Origin of the sequence: Williamsia soli, from assembly GCF_017377795.1 — a bacterium.
In the GTDB taxonomy this organism is placed as follows: Bacteria; Actinomycetota; Actinomycetes; order Mycobacteriales; family Mycobacteriaceae; genus Williamsia; species Williamsia soli.
This window is the reverse complement of record NZ_JAFRDR010000012.1, coordinates 1-18334: the sequence shown is the minus strand read 5'-3', so window position 1 is coordinate 18334 and position 18334 is coordinate 1. Positions and strand designations below refer to the sequence as shown.

The following is an 18334-nucleotide window of genomic DNA, read 5'->3' as shown; positions in this document are numbered from 1 at the left end:
GTATGTGGTTCTTGGGCGGGTATGCGATGTCATGAGTTTCACGCTGCGCCAGACCGCTTGGCGTCTTCTTGGTCATTTTCTTGGAGCCGTCGATCGGACGAACGACAGCTCACATTCGTTAGGGTGTCAGGGTGTCAGGGGGTGACGCGACGCAGCGTGGCTGCACCCAGAACCAACGCGACCATCGAAAAGGCGACCACCACAACCAGATCTCGCCACATGGTGCTCGTAGCGTTCGAATGCTCTGCCACCTCCTGCAGAGCGTCGACGACGTAGGTCAAGGGGAGCACATCGCTGATCCACTGAAGCCAGTTGGTCATCTGATCTCGCGCGACGAACAGGCCACACAGCAGTAGCTGCGGGATGACGACGACAGGGATGAACTGGACGGCCTGGAACTCCGTTCGGGCGAAGGCGGAGAAGAACAGGCCCAGTGCGACACCGAGGACCGCGGCCAGGACGGCGATCAGGACGACCCAGACCGGATTGCCCGCGATGTCGAGGTCGAGTACCCAGAATGCGAGTGCGCTCGCGAGCGCTGCCTGCACGGCGGCGGCTAGCGAGAACGCCGCGCCATATCCGGCCAGGAGGTCGAGTTTGCCCAGTGGTGTCGTGAGCAGGCGTTCGAGTGTTCCGGAGGTGCGTTCGCGGACCATCGCGATGGACGTGGTGATGAACATGAGGACGAAGGGCAGCAGTCCGAGCATGATCAGCCCGACCTTGTCGAACATCGTGGTCCCTGGCCGAGGCCCGGGCTGCGAGTCGAACATGAAGTACAGCAACACCATCAGGACACACGGAACGACCAGGATCATCGCGACCGTGCGGCGGTCGTCGAGCAGCTGGCGCAGGATCCGGATCGTCGTCGACCAGAACAACGCGGGGTGCACTAGGCCGCTTCCTCAGTGATGAGTTGGAGGAACGCTTTTTCCAAATTGTCCTGTCCGGTCCGGCTGCGGAGTTCGGCCGGTGTGAGCGCCGCGAGGATCAGGCCGTCGCGCATGAGGATCAGGTTGTCGCACCGGTCTGCCTCATCCATCACGTGGCTCGAGACGAGCAGAGTGGTCCCGCTCGCGGCGAGGTCGTGAAACCTGTTCCAGAGATCCTCGCGCAGAAGCGGATCGAGGCCGACGGTCGGCTCGTCGAGGATCAGCAGGTCTGGCGAGCCGACGAGAGCGCAGGCGATGGAGACCCGGCTGCGTTGACCACCGGACAGGTCGCGGGTGTTGCGCGCTTCGAGTTCGGTCAGACCCACGGCGTCGAGGGCATCGCGGACGCCGGCGGAGTTGCCGTAGAGATCTGCGAAGTACCTGACGTTCTGTCCGACGGTCAGGTCTGTGTAGACCGACGGGGCCTGCGTCACGTATCCCACCGACCGTCGTAGCCGGGCACTCCCGGCAGGCAGGTCCAGGACGGTGACCGTCCCGGAATCAATCCGCTGGGTGCCGACGATCGCGCGCATCAAGGTGGTCTTCCCACAACCAGAGGGTCCCAACAGGCCCGTGATCGAACCTGCCGGGACCTTGATGTCCACCCCGTGTAACACCGGATGCCCACCACGGATGACCCGCAGCGCGTCCACAGCGATCGCCAGAGATGCCGTCATCGGTCATTCATACCGCTCACCACGCGAACTCCGCAGGGATTCGACATGCCTGGCTTCCTCGACGAAGCTCGCCGGGGGTCAGCCTTGCCCGAGTCCCAGCGCGCCGAGACACATGCTGTCGAGGGTGTCGAGGAGGGCTTCGGCGTCGGCCGTGTCGCCTTGGACGAGCCAGAGGTACAGGGTGTGATCGACCATTGCCGCCATGGCGCGGGCTGCCAGGACAGGGTCGAGATCGGCTCTGACCCTGCCATCTCGCTGCCACCGGTTGATGGCGCGCGCGGTCCGGTCGGTCAGTTGACGGCGGTGTTCCTGGCGCACGAGGCGGAAGTCCTCGTTGAAGGTCGCGACCTGTTCGACGATGGCCATCAGACGGGCGTTACGACGATAAGCCTCGTAGTAGGCGCGATTGGAGGCGATCAGCTTCTCGGCGGGGGAGCCGGCCGACTCCGATGGCTCCCGGTGGTGATGCACGTCTTCGAACAGCCGTGTACTCAATTCGTAGAAGATCTCTTCCTTCGACTCGAAGTAGCGGTAGAAGGTGCCGTACGAGACGTGCGCCTCTTGTGCGATGTGTTCTACGCGCGTGTCGAGGAACCCGACGTCCTCGAACACCGTTCGCGCAGCGCCGATCAGCGAGTCGCGCGTCTTACGGCCTCGCGGCGTCAGTGACTCGACAGTTGCGGGGGCGGACGGGGGGTTGACAGACGGCTTGGCCACAGACAAACTCTCCCAACAGGTGACATGACTGTCAAGTCATGTCTGTTTGCTCTGGTGGACAGCCCCACCGCATCGGAAGGACTCGGATGAGCACCTCGAACACGAGATACCAGCTCGACGGCATCAACCACCTGGCGCTGGTGTGCTCGGATATGAAGCGCACCATCGACTTCTATTCGGGAACGCTGGGCATGCCGCTCGTCAAGACGATCGAGTTGCCCGGTGGCCTGGGTCAGCATTTCTTCTTCGACTGCGGCGGCGGCAACACGATCGCGTTCTTCTGGTTGGCCGACTCGCCGGACGCGGCGCCGGGCGTCGCCGCGCCCAAGGGGCTGCCCGATGAGGGCGAACTGGCCAGTGCGGTGGGGTCCATGAACCATGTTGCGTTCGCCGTCCCGCAGGAGAAGTTCGACGAGTACTACAGCCAGATCAAGGCTGAAGGTCTGCACGTCAGCCGAATACTGAACCATGACGACAGTGCGATCGGCGCCAGTCGCCACGTGCACGCGGGCACTTTCGTCCGGTCGTTCTACTTCCAGGACCCCGATGGAGTTCTCCTGGAGTTCGCCTGCTGGACCAAGGAATTCACTGACGCAGACGTTTCGCATGAGCCCAAGACCGCCGCGGATCGCCGCGTTGCCGGCCAGTTGTGACCATTCCTGAAAGGAGCCGCCGTGCCCCGCTTGCGTGAGATACCTCGCGACGAAGTCGTCGACGAGAAGATCTCGTTCTTCTACGACCGACTCTTCGGTCCCGACAAGGACCCGGCTGTCGACCACGGCACCGTCCACGGGACGCCCGGTGACTGGTGGACGGTGTTTGCCCAGTCGCCGGATGTGTTCAGACATGCAGTGAAGGGCTTTGCCCTCTATCGGGAGGCGACGCTGGACCCGCACTTGCGTGAACTGGGTCAGAGTCGTGCCGGGTACGCCCGGGGTAGCCAGTTCGTCTTCTCTCAGCACTGCAAACAGATGCGTTCTCTCGGGGTCGCCGAAGAGAAGATCGCGGCGGTTCCGCACTGGCAGATCGCGGACTGCTTCTCTGTCCTCGAGCGGGCGGTCCTCGCCTACACGGACGGGCTCGTCTACGACGGCGGTCGGGTGCCCGATCAGGTCGTAGACGTGTTGCGGGCCCACCTGACCGATCCCGAAGTCCTGGAGTTGACCTACATCACGTGTCTGTACGACATGCACGCGACGATCTGCCGGGCATTGCGCCTCGAGTTCGACGACCGGCCCGAACTGGTCACCGAAGTCGAGATCCCCGAGGGCATACAGGCTCGCGATCTCTCGACCGACTTGTCAGGTGATTGATCCTCGCAGCGCTGCGGGGAACCCCCTGATGAATGAAGTTGCGCTCAGGTGCATAATGAATCACATGATCGTGTCTGTGGCAGTCGCCGGCGCCAGCGGGTATGCAGGCGGAGAAATTCTCCGCCTGCTGCTCGGTCACCCCAAGTTCGCCTCAGGCGAGCTGCGAATCGGGGCGCTGACCGCCGGGTCCAACGCCGGGTCGCTGCTCGGGTCCCATCACCCCCACCTGCTGCCGCTCGCGGACAGGGAACTCGAGGAAACGACCACCGACGTCCTCGCCGGACACGACGTCGTCTTCCTCGGTCTGCCCCACGGTAGCTCCGGGCCGGTGGCCGATGCCTTGCCGCCTGCCACCCTTGTCATCGACTGCGGTGCAGACTTCCGTCTCCAGGACTCGGCGGAGTGGGAGAAGTACTACGGCGGGAACCACGCCGGAACGTGGCCTTACGGCCTGCCCGAGCTGCCGGGGAATCGGGAGGTCCTCGCCGGTGCAGCGCGGATCGCGGTTCCGGGTTGCTATCCGACGGTCAGCACACTGGCGCTGCTTCCTGCGGTGGCCGCCGGCATCGTCAGTCCCCAGGTCACCATCGTCGCCGTCAGCGGCGCATCGGGTGCAGGCAGGTCTCCGAAGGTGGATCTGCTCGCGGCAGAGGTGATCGGTTCGGCCCGGGCGTACGGGGTCGGGGGCATGCACCGGCACACGCCGGAAATCATCCAGAACCTGTCAGCGGTGGCGAACAACCCCGTCAATGTGTCATTCACCCCGGTCCTGGCGCCGATGGCCCGGGGGATTCTCGCGACGTGTACCGCTCCGACCACGGTGAGCTCGGCAGAAGCCCGCGCCGTCTATGAAAAGGCCTATGCCGAAGAGCCTTTCGTGACCCTGTTGCCCGAAGGTCGGCTGCCTGCCACCGGATCGGTGATCGGGTCCAACGCAATTCAGCTCAGCGTTGCCGTGGACGAACGTTCCGGGACCCTGATCGCAGTGGGTGCGATGGACAACCTGACGAAAGGTACGGGCGGTGGCGCCGTGCAGTCGATGAACCTGGCTCTGGGCTGGGGAGAAACCGAAGGCCTGAGCACTGTGGGAGTGGCGCCGTGAGCGAGCAGAACGTTGACCTGGCGGGAAATTGGCGCGAGGTCGCAGGTGGGCACCGGATGACGCATCTGCAGGGTGTCACCGCACCACTGGGGTTCCGGGCCGCCGGCATCAAGGCCGGCATCAAGGCCAACGGAAAAGCAGACCTGGCACTGGTGTTCAACGAGGGACCCGAATATGCCGCTGCAGGAGTGTTCACCGCGAACAAGGTCAAGGCAGCCCCCGTGTTGTGGAGCCAACAGGTGCTGACCACCGGGCGTCTACGCGCCGTGGTACTGAACTCCGGCGGGGCGAACGCCTGTACCGGACCCGGCGGATTCCAGGACACCCATGCCACGGCCGAAGCACTCGCGGCAGCCATCAGCGATTGGGGCACCGAGACCGGCGCACTCGAAGTCGCGGTCTGCTCAACTGGTTTGATCGGCGATCGCCTTCCCATGGACAAAGTACTCACCGGAGTGACCGAGATCGTCCACGAGATGGGCGGCGGGATGTCAGGCGGAACCGACGCGGCGCACGCGATCATGACGACGGACACCGTGCCGAAGCAGTCGGCATTCCACCACGCCGCGGGGTGGAACGTCGGCGGGATGGCCAAGGGTGCAGGGATGTTGGCGCCGTCGCTTGCGACGATGCTGAGCGTCATCACCACCGACGCTGCCGTGACCGCGGAGCAACTCGACAAAGCGCTGCGCGCCGCGACCTCAGTGACCTTCGACCGGCTCGACGTCGACGGCTCCTGCTCGACCAACGACACGGTTCTGCTGCTGAGTTCGGGCGCCAGTGAGGTGACCCCGAGTCAGGACGAACTCAACGAAGCCGTTCGGCTGGTGTGCGACGACCTGGCCACACAACTGCAGGCCGACGCAGAGGGTGTGACCAAACGCGTCGTGGTGACCGTGACCGGTGCGAGCTCAGACAACGATGCGCTCGCTGCGGCACGAACAGTCGCGCGTGACAGCTTGGTCAAGACGGCACTGTTCGGCTCCGACCCCAACTGGGGCCGGGTTCTGGCAGCAGTCGGTATGGCCCCGGTCGAACTCGACCCCGACCGGATCTCTGTACGATTCAACGGTTATCCGGTCTGCGAGAACGGCACCGGCGTGCCGGGAGCCCGGGAGGCGGACCTGTCGGGTATCGACATCGACCTCACCGTCGATCTCGGCATCGGCTCCGGCACGGCGTTCATCCGGACCACAGACCTGTCCCATGCGTATGTCGAAGAGAACTCGGCCTACTCGTCATGAGCGATCCGACACTGCTGACGGCGCTCGACAAAGCGCACGTGCTGGCCGAGGCGTTACCGTGGCTGAAGCGCTTCTCCGGCAAGGTGATCGTCGTCAAATACGGTGGCAACGCCATGATCGACGACCAGCTCAAAGCCGCTTTCGCCGAGGACATGGTCTTCCTGCGCACGTGTGGGATTCATCCGGTGGTCGTACACGGGGGCGGTCCGCAAATTTCGGCGATGCTCAAACGCCTCGACATGACCGGTGAGTTCCGCGGGGGCTTCCGCGTGACGACACCCGAGGTGATGGACGTCGTCCGCATGGTGCTCTTCGGGCAGGTGGGGCGCGAACTCGTCGGACTCATCAACGCGCACGGCCCTTACGCGGTAGGTATCTCGGGAGAGGATGCGCACCTGTTCACCGCCACCCGGCGTTCGGTACTCGTCGATGGTGAGGCCACGGACATCGGACTCGTCGGCGACGTCACCACCGTGAATCCCGCGGCGGTCACCGATCTCATCGCCGCCGGCCGTATCCCGGTCGTGTCGACCATCGCACCCGACGCCGACGGAGTCGTCCACAACATCAACGCAGATACCGCGGCCGCTGCGCTGGCGCAGGCTCTCGGGGCGGAGAAGCTGGTGATGCTGACCGACGTCGAAGGCCTGTACACCGACTGGCCGGACCGCGGGTCGCTCGTCTCCGAGATCGGGACCACCGCGCTGGCGCAGCTGTTGCCCGGGCTGGACGCCGGCATGGTGCCCAAGATGGAGGCGTGCCTGCGAGCTGTCGCCGGGGGTGTGCGCCGAGCTCACGTGATCGACGGCCGCACACCGCATTCGACGCTGCTCGAGCTCTTCACCACCGAAGGCAACGGAACCATGGTCGTGCCCGATGAGGATCACGTGATCCCTGGGGCCTACGGCGAGAAACCACCGATCGAGGACAAATCATGACCAACCCGGCAGACCCGACGACCGCCATGCAGGAGCGGTGGACATCGTCGCTCATGAACAACTACCGCACCCCCAAGGTGGCGTTGCGCTCGGGGTCCGGCGCGGTGTTGACGGGCGCCGACGGGCGCGAATACCTCGATCTGCTCGGTGGGATCGCCGTGAACATCCTCGGCCACGGCAACCAGGCGATCATCGATGCGGTCACCGGGCAGTTGGCGACGCTCGGGCACACCTCGAACCTCTACCTCAACGAACCTGCTGTCGAACTCGCCGAGGCCTTGCTGTCGCGGTGGGGTGTGCCGGGGAAGGCGTTCTTCTGCAACTCCGGCGCCGAGGCCAACGAGGCGGCCTTCAAGATCGCACGACTGACCGGACGGCCAGAGATCATCGCTGCCGAACTGGCCTTCCACGGGCGGACGATGGGTGCTCTGGCACTGACCGGGCAGCCCGCGAAACGGACGCCGTTCGAACCCATGCCCGCAGGCGTACGGCACGTTCCCTACGGCGACATCGATGCGATGGCTGCGGTGATCGGTCCGCAGACCGCTGCGGTGATCCTTGAACCAATCATGGGGGAGAGCGGCGTGGTGACCCCACCTGCGGACTACCTCGCCGCAGTCCGCAGGCTCACCACCGCTCACGGAGCGCTCTTCATCCTCGATGAGGTGCAAACCGGAATCGCCCGTACCGGAACGTTTTATGCCCATCAGGCCGCAGGTATCACCCCTGACGTGATGACCCTTGCCAAAGGCCTCGGCGGGGGGTTGCCGATTGGTGCGGTGCTGGCCACCGGCGCGGCGGCTGAGCTGCTCCAACCGGGGCAACACGGCACGACGTTCGGAGGCAATCCCGTGTGCGCCGCAGCGGCGCTCGCGGTGATCGAACAAGTCGACACCCTGGGACTGGCCGATCACGCGGCGACCTTGGGCAAACACATCACGTCCTCGATCGACGGTCTCGATCACCCACTGATCTCGCACACCAGAGGATCGGGTCTGCTACTCGGCATCGTCCTGACCGAGCCTGTCGCGGCGGCAGCAGAAGCCGCGGCCCGCGACCGAGGCTTTCTCATCAACGCACCCGGACCCGACGTCCTGCGGCTGGCGCCGCCGCTGATCCTCACCGAGGAACAGGCCACCGGATTCGTCGAGGCACTGCCCGCCATCCTCGACGCCGCGAAGCAGGCCACCTCATGACCCGCCATTTCCTCCGTGACGACGATCTGTCGCCCGACGAACTCACCCGGGTCCTCGAGCTGGCGGCAGAGTGCAAGCGAGACCCGTTCGCGCACAAGCCGCTTGCCGGACCCAAAGGGGTCGGGGTCATCTTCGACAAGAACTCGACGCGCACCCGGTTCTCGTTCGAGGTGGGTATCGCGCAGCTCGGCGGGCACGCGGTCGTCGTCGACGGCAAGGCCACCCAGCTCGGTCGAGAAGAAACCCTCGCCGACACCGGCCGGGTGCTCTCGCGGTACGTGGAGGCAGTGGTCTGGCGGACGTACGGTCAGGACAGGCTCGAGGAACTGTCGTCGGCCGCCACCATCCCGGTCGTCAACGCGCTCTCCGACGACTTTCATCCGTGCCAGGTGCTGGCGGATCTGCAGACCATCGCCGAGCACAAGGGCGCCATCAAGGGACTGACCCTGGCATATCTCGGCGACGGGGCCAACAACATGGCGCACTCGCTGATGCTCGGTGGGGCCAACGCCGGGATGCATGTCCGGGTGAGCGCACCAACGGGGTTCACGCCCGACGATGTCTTCGTCGGGTATGCGCAGGACCGAGCGGTGTCGACCGGGGGCAGCGTCGAGATCATCGGCGATCCCCGCGCGGCCGTTGCGGGCGCCGATGTGCTGGTCACCGACACGTGGACGTCGATGGGGCAGGAGGACGACGGCAAGGATCGCGTGGCACCGTTCCGGCCCTATCAGATCAACGCGGAGTTGGTTGCGCTCGCTGATCCCGAAGCGATTGTCATGCACTGCCTGCCGGCCCATCGCGGTGAAGAGATCACCGACGAGGTACTCGACGGACCGCGCAGTGTGGTCTACGACGAGGCGGAGAACCGGTTGCACGCACAGAAGGCGATCCTCATCTGGCTTCTGGAACAACAGTGACCACCAGGGCCGGACGTCAGGCACGGATCATCGCGTTGCTGGCCGGCCGGCAGGTGCACAGTCAGACGCAGCTCCAGCGACTGCTGGCCGACGACGGGGTGGAAGCCACCCAGGCGACCCTGTCCCGCGATCTCGACGAGCTGGGTGCGGTCAAATTGCGCGGGCCCGACGGTGGCACGGGTTTCTACGTCATCCCGGAAGACGGTTCTCCTGTGCGTGGGGTGACCGGGGGAACCGACCGGCTGTCCCGGCTGCTCACCGAGCTGCTCGTCTCCGTCGACTCGAGTGGTTCGATGGCGGTACTGCGGACACCACCGGGCGCCGCGCACTATCTGGCGAGCGCGCTGGACCGGGCCAGCCTGCCGGATGTCGTCGGCACGATCGCAGGCGACGACACCCTGTTCGTGTTGGCGCGCGAACCGGTGACGGGTGCGGACCTTGCCGTCAGGCTCGAGGCGCTGGCATGAGATTCTGACCGACAAAACGAAGACCTTTCAGATCATCAAGACTCTGGCAGTTGTACAACCAATAGAAACAAGGAGTGACCCCCTCATGGCGGAGCGCGTAATCCTCGCGTACTCGGGCGGCCTGGACACCTCGGTGGCCATCAGCTGGATCGGTAAAGAGACCGGCAAGGAGGTGGTGGCCGTGGCCATCGACCTCGGTCAGGGTGGCGAGGACATGGAGGTGGTCCGCCAACGGGCCATCGACTGTGGCGCCGTCGAATCCGTGGTGGTCGACGCCCGTGACGAGTTCGCGGACGAGTACTGCCTGCCGGCGATCACGAGCAACGCGCTCTACATGGACCGGTACCCTCTCGTGTCGGCGATATCGCGGCCCCTGATCGCGAAGCACCTGGTGACCGCTGCGCGCGATCACGGCGGCACCATCGTCGCCCACGGCTGCACCGGCAAGGGCAACGACCAGGTCAGGTTCGAGGTCGGATTCGGCTCTCTGGCACCCGAACTCGAGGTCATCGCCCCGGTCCGCGACTACGCCTGGACCAGGGAGAAGGCCATCAACTTCGCCGAAGAGAACGCGATCCCGATCAACGTCTCGAAGAAGTCGCCGTTCTCCATCGACCAGAACGTGTGGGGCCGCGCGGTGGAGACCGGGTTCCTCGAGGACCTGTGGAACGCCCCGACAAAGGACGTCTACTCCTACACCGAGGACCCGACGATCAACTGGCAGGCTCCCGACGAGGTCATCATCAGCTTCGACAAGGGTCGTCCGATCGCGATCGACGGCCGCCCGGTCAGCGTGCTGGAGGCGATCGTCGAACTGAACCGACGCGCAGGCGCTCACGGTGTCGGACGCCTCGACGTCGTCGAGGACCGCCTTGTCGGTATCAAGAGCCGCGAGATCTACGAAGCTCCCGGCGCCATGGTGCTCATCCGCGCCCACGAGGAACTCGAGCACGTCACCCTCGAGCGTGAGCTCGGACGATACAAGCGCCACACCGACCAGAAGTGGGCGGAGCTGGTCTACGACGGCCTCTGGTTCTCGCCGCTGAAGGCATCGCTGGAAGCGTTCGTCGACCACACCCAGGAGCACGTCACGGGTGATATCCGGCTGAACCTGCACGGCGGGCACATCGCGGTCACCGGCCGGCGCAGCCCGGAGTCGCTGTACGACTTCAACCTGGCCACCTACGACGAGGGCGATACGTTCGACCAGTCGGCCGCGAAGGGCTTCGTGCACCTGCACGGTCTGTCGTCGAAGATCTCGGCGAAGCGGGATCTGCAGTAGTGTCGCCGTCTTCGACCAACGAGGGATCGCTGTGGGGCGGCCGGTTCGCGTCCGGACCGGCCGACGCCATGGCGGCGCTGAGCAAATCCACCCACTTCGACTGGGTGCTGGCGCCCTACGACATCAGGGCCTCGCAGGCCCACGCCAAGATCCTGCACAAGGCAGGTCTGCTGTCGGACGACGATCTGGCCGCGATGCAGGACGGACTCAGCCGTCTCGCGGAGGACGTCGCGTCCGGTGTGTTCGGGCCTGCCGATAGCGATGAGGACGTGCACGGTGCGCTCGAACGTGGCCTGATCGAGCGGGTCGGCGCCGAGGTCGGGGGCCGCCTGCGGGCGGGTCGGTCTCGAAATGACCAGGTGGCCACCCTTTTCCGGATGTGGCTGCGTGATGCGGTGCGGCATGTCGCGGCTGGCGTCCTGGACGTGGTCGATGCACTGATCGAGCAGGCCGGCGCCCATCCCGACGCGGTGATGCCCGGTAAGACGCACCTGCAGGCCGCCCAGCCGGTACTGCTGGCGCATCACCTCCTGGCGCATGCGCACCCGCTGGTGCGAGATATTCAGCGACTCAAGGACTTCGACAAGCGGGCAGCGGTATCGCCCTACGGGTCCGGTGCGTTGGCCGGGTCGTCACTCGGCCTCGACCCGGAGGCGATCGCCGAGGACCTCGGCTTCGATTCCGCGGCCGACAACTCGATCGACGCCACATCGTCTCGGGATTTCGCCGCCGAGGCGGCATTTGTGTTCGCGATGATCGGGGTCGACCTGTCGCGTATGGCCGAAGAGGTGATCCTGTGGAGCACGCCGGAATTCGGTTATGTGACGCTGGCAGATGCCTGGTCGACCGGTAGTTCGATCATGCCGCAGAAGAAAAATCCGGACGTCTCGGAACTGACGCGCGGCAAATCCGGGCGGATGATCGGAAACCTCACCGGACTGCTGGCGACGCTCAAGGCGCAGCCACTGGCGTACAACCGAGACCTGCAGGAGGACAAGGAGCCGGTCTTCGATTCGGTGACGCAGCTGTCGTTGTTGCTACCCGCGATCGCCGGACTGATTCGGACGCTCACGTTCCACGAGGAGCGGATGGCCGAGCTCGCCCCCGCCGGGTTCACGCTGGCCACCGACATCGCGGAGTGGCTGGTACGGGCGGGCGTTCCGTTCCGGGTGGCCCATGAGGTCGCCGGCGCGTGCGTCCGGGTTGCCGAGACGAACGGGGTCGGATTGCCAGATCTGACCGATCAGCAGTTCGCTGACATCCATCCGGCGCTCACACCTGCGGTGCGGGAGGTACTCACGGTCGAGGGTTCGATCGCATCTCGTGACGCCCGCGGTGGCACGGCGGGGACCCGGGTCGCCGAACAATTGCATAGGCTTGCAGAGTCGGCCGCAATGCACCGGCAGTTCTAGTCGGCTGCCGGGCATTCCGGTCGCGGGCACGGGGGTAGAGTGTGACGGCAGTCACCAACCAGGTAGTTCGTCGTTCGTGAGGGGTGTTTGTGCGCGGCCTTCCCAACATCAAGGAATCCCTTGATCGTGTTGTAGCCACGGCTCAGAACGGACTGGAGGTCATCCGGTACGGCAGTCTCGAAACCGGCACCAAACCGGCTCCCTTCCGGGTCGAGGAAACGGTTCCGATGTACCGGTTGCGCCGGTACTTCCCCGACGACGCCGCCGATGGACCGCCGGTCGTGCTCGTTCCACCGATGATGGTGTCGGCCAACGTATACGACGTCACCGCTGACAACGGGGCAGTGACGATCCTGCACAACGCAGGGCTCGACCCGTGGGTGGTTGACTTCGGATCACCCGACAAGGTCGACGGCGGCATGGACCGAACGCTCGCCGATCACATCGTGTCGATCAGCGAGGTCATCGACAGCGTGCGCGAGGTCACCGGCCGAGATGTCCATCTCGCCGGGTACTCCCAAGGCGGGATGTTCTGCTATCAGGCGGCCGCCTATCGGCGATCCAAGGGCGTTGCCAGTGTGATCACGTATGGCAGCCCCGTCGACGTGCTCGGGGCGCTTCCGCTGGGTCTGCCCGCAGCCCTGGTATCGCCGGGTGCGCAGTTCCTCGCCGACAATGTCTTCAATCGCCTCGCGATTCCCGGCTGGCTGGCGCGCACCGGATTCCAGCTTGTCGACCCGGTCAAGGCGGCCCGCAGCAGGATCGACTTCCTCCGGCAGTTGCACGATCGCGAAGCGCTGCTCCCGCGCGAGGATTCGCGACGGTTCATCGAGGTCGATGGCTGGGTCGCCTGGTCCGGCCCGGCGGTGGCCGAACTGTTGCGGCAGTTCGTGGTGCACAACCGGATGGTCGGCGGCGGGTTCGTCATCGGGGATCAGGTGGTCACGCTGGCCGAGGTCACCAGCCCGGTACTGGCCTTTCTCGGCGAAGCAGATGACATCGGCCAGCCTGTGGCCGTTCGCGGCATCCTGCGGGCCGCCCCACTGTCTCAGGTGTACGAATCTTCGCTGCCGGTCGGACATTTCGGACTCGTGGTCGGTTCGGCTGCGGGAACCCGGACGTGGCCGACCACCGCGGAGTGGATTCGCTGGCACGACGGTACCGGGCCGCAGCCCGAGGCCATCGAGAAGATGCACGACGACAGCGACCGCAGCGGCCAGACCGGTGTGAGTTTGTCGTCGCGGTTGGCGCACGGTCTCGGTTCCGCTGCGGGCGTCGGTGCGGACGCGGGCCGCGACATCGTCGGGGCGGCGCGCTCGGTCACCCGCACCACCGACGCGGTCTTCCGTGAATCTGCGCGCGTACTTCCCCGGCTTGTCCGGTTGGGTCAGTTGCAGTCGAGGACCACGATCTCACTCGGCAAGCTGATGAACGAGAACGCGCGCAAGCACGGTCAGCAGGAGCTCTTCCTCTTCGAGGACCGGGTACTGAGCCATCGTCAGGTGAACGATCGAATCGACAATGTGGTCCGTGGCCTCATCTCCTGTGGGGTGCGACCGGGTCAGCACGTAGGCGTGTTGATGGCCACCAGGCCAAGTGCCTTGGTGGCGATCGCGGCGCTGTCGCGGCTCGGCGCGGTGGCAGTCATGCTCTCGCCGGGCAACGATCTCAAACAGTCGCTGCGCCTTGGTGATTGCTCGTTGGTGGTGGCTGATCCCGCCAATCTCGACGACTCGGCCGCCATCGCGGACCGTGTCCTGGTGCTCGGTGGCGGCGACGCCCGCACACTGGCGCAGGCCGATGGTGAACGAATCATCGACATGGAGCAGATCGATCCGGACGCGGTCGAGGTGCCGTCGTGGTATCGGCCCGATCCAGGTCGGGCCGGCGATCTGGCGTTTGTGCTGTTCAGCAAGAACGGTGGCACGTTGGAGAAGTGGCCGGTGACGAATCACCGGTGGGCGTTGTCGGCCTTCGGCGCGGCGTCTGCTGCGGCGCTCAGTGGCAGCGACACCGTCTACTGCCTCACGCCTCTTCATCATGCCTCCGGCCTTCTCACCGCGCTCGGCGGTACCGTCGCCGGAGGCGCACGGATCGCGCTGTCTGGCGAGATCGATCCGGAACGTTTCGCCGCGGAGGTCTACCGTTACGGCATCACGGTCGTCTCGTACACCTGGTCGATGCTTCAGGACGTCATCCATTCCGACGAGTTGGCAATCGGCGTACACAACCCGATCAGATTGTTCATGGGTTCCGGTATGCCGACCGGTCTCTGGGATGATCTCGTCGAGCGGTTCCCGAGGGCACGAGTACTCGAGTTCTTCGCCACCGGCGACGGGTCCGCCATCCTGGCCAACGTGACCGGCACGAAGGTCGGTTCGGCCGGTCGACCCGTGCCCGGCGTCAACGATGTCGCGATCGCGGCCTTCGACCTCAGTGAGGGTCGCTTGATCACCGATACGAATGGCTTCGTGCGTGAAGCGCGTGTCGACGAGGTCGGGGTGATGATGTCGAAGGCGGGGCAGCAGTATGAAGTAGGCGCGACCGTCCTGCGTGACGTGTTCAGTATCGGTGACCGCTGGCAGCTGTCCGAGCACATGTTCAAGCGCGACGCCGACGGCGATTTCTGGTTCATGGGACACACCAGCGGCATCGTCATCTCGAAAGATGGCTACGTGTACCCCCAGCCGATCATCGACGGACTGTCGCGCCTGATCCAGGTGAAACATGCCGTTGTCTACAAGGTGGGGGAGCCAGGCAACCAGTTGGCCATCGCTGCTGTCTCGAAACAGGAAGACACCGGTTCGCCCACCGGGTCGTCGCTGCGCCTTGCCCTCGCCGGGCTGACGCCCGCACAACGACCGCACATCATCCGAGTGCTCGACAAGATCGAGGTGACGAACTCGTATCGCCCACGGGCCGAGTCGATGCGCGAGGCCGGCATACCTGCGGCGGGCGCAGGCGTCTGGTTCCGCGACGAAGATGGCCGGTATCGCCGATTGACCAGGGCGATCGCGTCTGACTTCGGCTGGGAGCCCGGCGCCACGGTCGTCGGCGCCGTAACCGAGCTTCTCTGATGGCCGAACTGCACTGATGGCTCGGGATCACACCAGGGCGGAGCCGGGTACGGTTGATGCCGTGTCACACGAAGCCGGTTTGAGTCCCCTGTTGCTGACGTTGCTGGCGTGCCCGCAGGACCATGGTCCCTTGCTGGTGATCGGCGATGAAGAGATGTACAACCCTCGATTGCGTCGCTCGTATCGGATCGATGACGGCATCCCGGCGCTCCTGATCGATGACGCCCGCGACGTCGACGCCGAGGAGCACGAGGCTTTGCTCGCTCGCGCCACCGCGACCACCGGTCCTGTCCCGGACTGATCTTGGCTGATCTCGTCCCCTTCGACGTCGTCCGCTTGGCCACTGCCACACCGTTACAGGCGGCGCGGCGGCTTCTCGGGTCGCTGCTGGAGGTCGACGCTCCTGACGGGACCGCCCGGATGCGCATCGTGGAAGTCGAGGCGTATGGCGGCTCGCCCGACAGTCAGTTCCCCGATCCCGCCTCGCACGGATATCGGGGCCCTACCGAGCGCAACTGGGTGATGTACGGCAGCGCCGGTCACCTCTACGTGTACCGGTCCTACGGGATTCACTGGTGCGGCAACATCTCGTATGGGCCGGTTGGTCAGTGCGGCGGGGTGCTGATGCGTGCGGGTGAGATACAGGCAGGACATGATCTCATGTCCGTGAGACGTCCGACCGCGCGAAAAGAATCTCAATATGCCTGCGGCCCAGGCAATGTGGGATCCGCGATGGGGATCACCCGCGAGCTCAACGGATCGGATGTGAGCAAACCCGATTCTCCGGTTCGACTGTTTCGAGGGCCGCGTATCCCGTCGTCCGCGGTGCGGTCGGGACCCAGGGTCGGGGTCAGTTCAGCGCAGGACCAACCGTGGCGGTTATGGGACGGGCGTAGTTCGGCTGTGTCCAAGTACCGGCGCGCCGACCCGATCGGTGCCCTCCGGCTTTCGGTACCGCGTGTCGATGGGGGAGGATCGGGGTCGTGACCGCAGCGAATCCCGACCAGCCCACAGCAATCCTCGACGAACTGACGTGGCGTGGACTCATCGCCCAGAGCACTGACCTCGACGAGCTGGGCAAGGTGCTCGGCGATCGCACGACGTTGTATGCGGGATTCGACCCCACCGCACCAAGCCTTCACGCAGGTCATCTTGTCCCGCTGCTCACCTTGCGCCGCTTTCAGCGGGCCGGACATCGTCCGATCGTTTTGGCGGGCGGAGCCACCGGCATGATCGGCGATCCGCGTGATGTGGGGGAGCGGGTCATGCAGACCGCCGAGACGGTGGCCGATTCCGCCGAGAAGATTCGGCTCCAGTTGGAGCGTTTCGTCGACTTCGACGAGAGTCCTACCGGGGCCGTGGTGGTCAACAATCTGGATTGGACAAGCAAACTCTCGGTGGTCGACTTTCTGCGCGATGTCGGCAAGCACTTCTCGGTCAACACGATGCTCGCGCGGGACACGGTGCGTCGTCGCCTCGCGAGCGACGGCATCAGCTACACCGAGTTCAGCTACATGCTCCTGCAGGCGAACGACTACGTGCAACTGCACCGCGAGTACGACTGTTCGTTGCAGATCGGCGGATCGGACCAGTGGGGCAACATCATCGCCGGCGTCGATCTGACCAGGCGTGTCTCCGGTGATTCGGTGCATGCAATGACCGTGCCTCTCGTCACCGCTGCGGATGGAAAGAAGTTCGGCAAGTCGACGGGTGGTGGCAGTCTGTGGCTCGATCCAGAGAAGACAACCCCGTATGCCTGGTACCAGTACTTTCTGAACACCGCAGATGCTGATGTCATCAGGTACCTCAAGTGGTTCACGTTCCTCGGACGCGAAGAGATCGACGACCTCGAGCGCGTGACCCTGGAGACGCCCCATCTGCGGGAGGCGCAGCGACGTCTCGCCGCCGAGATGACAACGTTGGTCCACGGCCAGGCGAACACCGATGCCGTACAGGTCGCGAGTCAGGCTCTGTTCGGTCGAGCCGAGCTCACCGACTTGGACGAGGGAACCCTCGCGGCAGCGCTGTCAGAAACCACCGTCGCCCAGTTCGACGCGGACTCGACACCCACGATTGTCGAGCTTCTCGTCGGCACCGGACTGTCTGAGAGCAACAAGGCCGCGCGTCGTACGGTCGGAGAAGGTGGCGCATACGTGAACAACCAGAAGGTGACCGCAGAAGACTGGCGGCCTGCCGGCACCGACCTTTTGCACGGCGCTTGGTTGGTCGTGCGTCGCGGCAAGAAGAACCTTGCCGGCGCCCGCATCGGTTGACTTCGACCGTCGGCACTCCGTCGTAGGCCCCTGACCTGGCGATTTGACTCGTAGCGAGGTAGTCCCGTAACTTTCTTCAAGTCAGCGAGTGAGGCGCCGGAGAGCGAGAGTCCGGGTAGCCAAGAACACCGACGGGATGTTTTCCTGAAGGAACAACGTTGACCGCCCAGGATGGAAACGAGTCCACTCAGTGTGGAGCGTATCGTCGTGGGTGGCCGAAGGTCGACAGACTTCAGCCAACACGCCGGAAACGGAATGTTGCGAGCAGGTTTCAAGGCTGGTAGGTTGGGAGACCTGCGCCAAACTGGGTTTGGAGTAGGACTTCTAAGCAAGATAATACATAGCTCCTCCGGGATGGCGCGCCACGTGAAGTGCGTGTCGAAGTCGGGGCGGGTGTGTTCTTTGAGAACTCGATAGTGTGTCGATGGATTGTTAGTGCCATTTATGGTTCTGGCTTCTGTCACTGTGACTTTTCTCCGGTATAGGAGGGAGGTTGTGGTGGTGGTGCTGGGATCGAATTGGTTTGAATAGTTTGTTTTTGATCCCATCGCAGGTTTTGAGTCCTGTGGTGGTGTCAGTTTTTGTTTGGTTGGGATTATGGAATCTCTTCAGGACATATTTTTTTGAAAAGCGTCCCTTTTGGGGGATGGTTTTTGGAAGGTTTTCATGGAGAGTTTGATCCTGGCTCAGGACGAACGCTGGCGGCGTGCTTAACACATGCAAGTCGAACGATGAAGCCAGCTTGCTGGTGGATTAGTGGCGAACGGGTGAGTAACACGTGGGTGAT

General features: G+C 64.5%; 17 protein-coding genes and 1 rRNA gene. 15 read left to right on the top strand and 3 right to left on the bottom strand.

The window, feature by feature from the left end; genetic code table 11:
- Nucleotides 1-134: 134 nt before the first annotated feature.
- From J3S28_RS24565 to J3S28_RS24555, 3 genes are all read right to left on the bottom strand, one after another.
- Nucleotides 135-890, bottom strand: a complete 756-nt coding sequence (locus tag J3S28_RS24565; RefSeq protein WP_207843587.1) for an ABC transporter permease — start codon at nucleotides 888-890, stop codon at nucleotides 135-137.
- Nucleotides 890-1606: an ABC transporter ATP-binding protein gene (locus J3S28_RS24560; RefSeq protein WP_207843586.1), complete on the bottom strand. Its 717-nt coding sequence runs from the start codon at nucleotides 1604-1606 to the stop codon at nucleotides 890-892. Before J3S28_RS24560 ends, J3S28_RS24565 begins: the two co-directional genes overlap by 1 nt.
- 78 nt (nucleotides 1607-1684) lie before the next feature.
- Nucleotides 1685-2323 (bottom strand): TetR/AcrR family transcriptional regulator, encoded by a 639-nt coding sequence (locus tag J3S28_RS24555; protein WP_207843585.1) that lies wholly within the window; start codon nucleotides 2321-2323, stop codon nucleotides 1685-1687.
- Nucleotides 2324-2409: 86 nt separating this feature from the next.
- Here J3S28_RS24555 and J3S28_RS24550 point away from each other — a divergent pair, with 86 nt between their 5' ends.
- The 15 genes from J3S28_RS24550 to J3S28_RS24480 all read left to right on the top strand — a co-directional run.
- A complete protein-coding gene (locus J3S28_RS24550) occupies nucleotides 2410-2976 on the top strand; it encodes a VOC family protein (protein WP_207843584.1) in 567 nt (188 codons plus the stop codon).
- Between the two features lie 21 nt (nucleotides 2977-2997).
- Nucleotides 2998-3636, top strand: a complete 639-nt coding sequence (locus J3S28_RS24545; protein ID WP_207843583.1) for a carboxymuconolactone decarboxylase family protein — start codon at nucleotides 2998-3000, stop codon at nucleotides 3634-3636.
- A 64-nt stretch (nucleotides 3637-3700) separates the two neighbouring features.
- Nucleotides 3701-4738: an N-acetyl-gamma-glutamyl-phosphate reductase gene (argC, locus tag J3S28_RS24540; protein ID WP_207843582.1), complete on the top strand. Its 1038-nt coding sequence runs from the start codon at nucleotides 3701-3703 to the stop codon at nucleotides 4736-4738.
- Between the two features lie 56 nt (nucleotides 4739-4794).
- Nucleotides 4795-5982, top strand: a complete 1188-nt coding sequence (argJ, locus tag J3S28_RS24535) for a bifunctional glutamate N-acetyltransferase/amino-acid acetyltransferase ArgJ (protein WP_207843709.1) — start codon at nucleotides 4795-4797, stop codon at nucleotides 5980-5982.
- Nucleotides 5979-6920, top strand: coding sequence for an acetylglutamate kinase (gene argB / locus J3S28_RS24530; protein ID WP_207843581.1), 942 nt, complete (start codon nucleotides 5979-5981; stop codon nucleotides 6918-6920). Before argJ ends, argB begins: the two co-directional genes overlap by 4 nt.
- A complete protein-coding gene (locus J3S28_RS24525; RefSeq protein WP_207843580.1) occupies nucleotides 6917-8116 on the top strand; it encodes an acetylornithine transaminase in 1200 nt (399 codons plus the stop codon). The genes argB and J3S28_RS24525 overlap by 4 nt, the downstream gene beginning before the upstream one ends.
- Nucleotides 8113-9036, top strand: a complete 924-nt coding sequence (gene argF / locus J3S28_RS24520; RefSeq protein WP_207843579.1) for an ornithine carbamoyltransferase — start codon at nucleotides 8113-8115, stop codon at nucleotides 9034-9036. Before J3S28_RS24525 ends, argF begins: the two co-directional genes overlap by 4 nt.
- Complete coding sequence (locus J3S28_RS24515; protein ID WP_372436073.1) at nucleotides 9015-9503, top strand: arginine repressor; 489 nt, start codon at nucleotides 9015-9017, stop codon at nucleotides 9501-9503. The genes argF and J3S28_RS24515 overlap by 22 nt, the downstream gene beginning before the upstream one ends.
- 85 nt (nucleotides 9504-9588) lie before the next feature.
- Complete coding sequence (locus J3S28_RS24510) at nucleotides 9589-10785, top strand: argininosuccinate synthase (RefSeq protein WP_207843577.1); 1197 nt, start codon at nucleotides 9589-9591, stop codon at nucleotides 10783-10785.
- Nucleotides 10785-12197, top strand: a complete 1413-nt coding sequence (argH, locus tag J3S28_RS24505) for an argininosuccinate lyase (RefSeq protein ID WP_207843576.1) — start codon at nucleotides 10785-10787, stop codon at nucleotides 12195-12197. The genes J3S28_RS24510 and argH overlap by 1 nt, the downstream gene beginning before the upstream one ends.
- A gap of 89 nt (nucleotides 12198-12286) precedes the next feature.
- On the top strand, nucleotides 12287-15274 hold the full coding sequence (locus J3S28_RS24500; protein ID WP_307797402.1) for an AMP-binding protein: 2988 nt from the start codon (nucleotides 12287-12289) through the stop codon (nucleotides 15272-15274).
- 61 nt (nucleotides 15275-15335) lie between these two features.
- Nucleotides 15336-15575 (top strand): Trm112 family protein, encoded by a 240-nt coding sequence (locus J3S28_RS24495; RefSeq protein WP_307797401.1) that lies wholly within the window; start codon nucleotides 15336-15338, stop codon nucleotides 15573-15575.
- 2 nt (nucleotides 15576-15577) lie between these two features.
- Nucleotides 15578-16261 (top strand): DNA-3-methyladenine glycosylase, encoded by a 684-nt coding sequence (locus J3S28_RS24490; protein ID WP_207843574.1) that lies wholly within the window; start codon nucleotides 15578-15580, stop codon nucleotides 16259-16261.
- Nucleotides 16258-17547, top strand: a complete 1290-nt coding sequence (tyrS, locus tag J3S28_RS24485) for a tyrosine--tRNA ligase (RefSeq protein WP_207843573.1) — start codon at nucleotides 16258-16260, stop codon at nucleotides 17545-17547. The genes J3S28_RS24490 and tyrS overlap by 4 nt, the downstream gene beginning before the upstream one ends.
- A gap of 663 nt (nucleotides 17548-18210) precedes the next feature.
- Nucleotides 18211-18334: ribosomal RNA gene (locus J3S28_RS24480) — 16S ribosomal RNA — on the top strand; the annotation flags it as partial.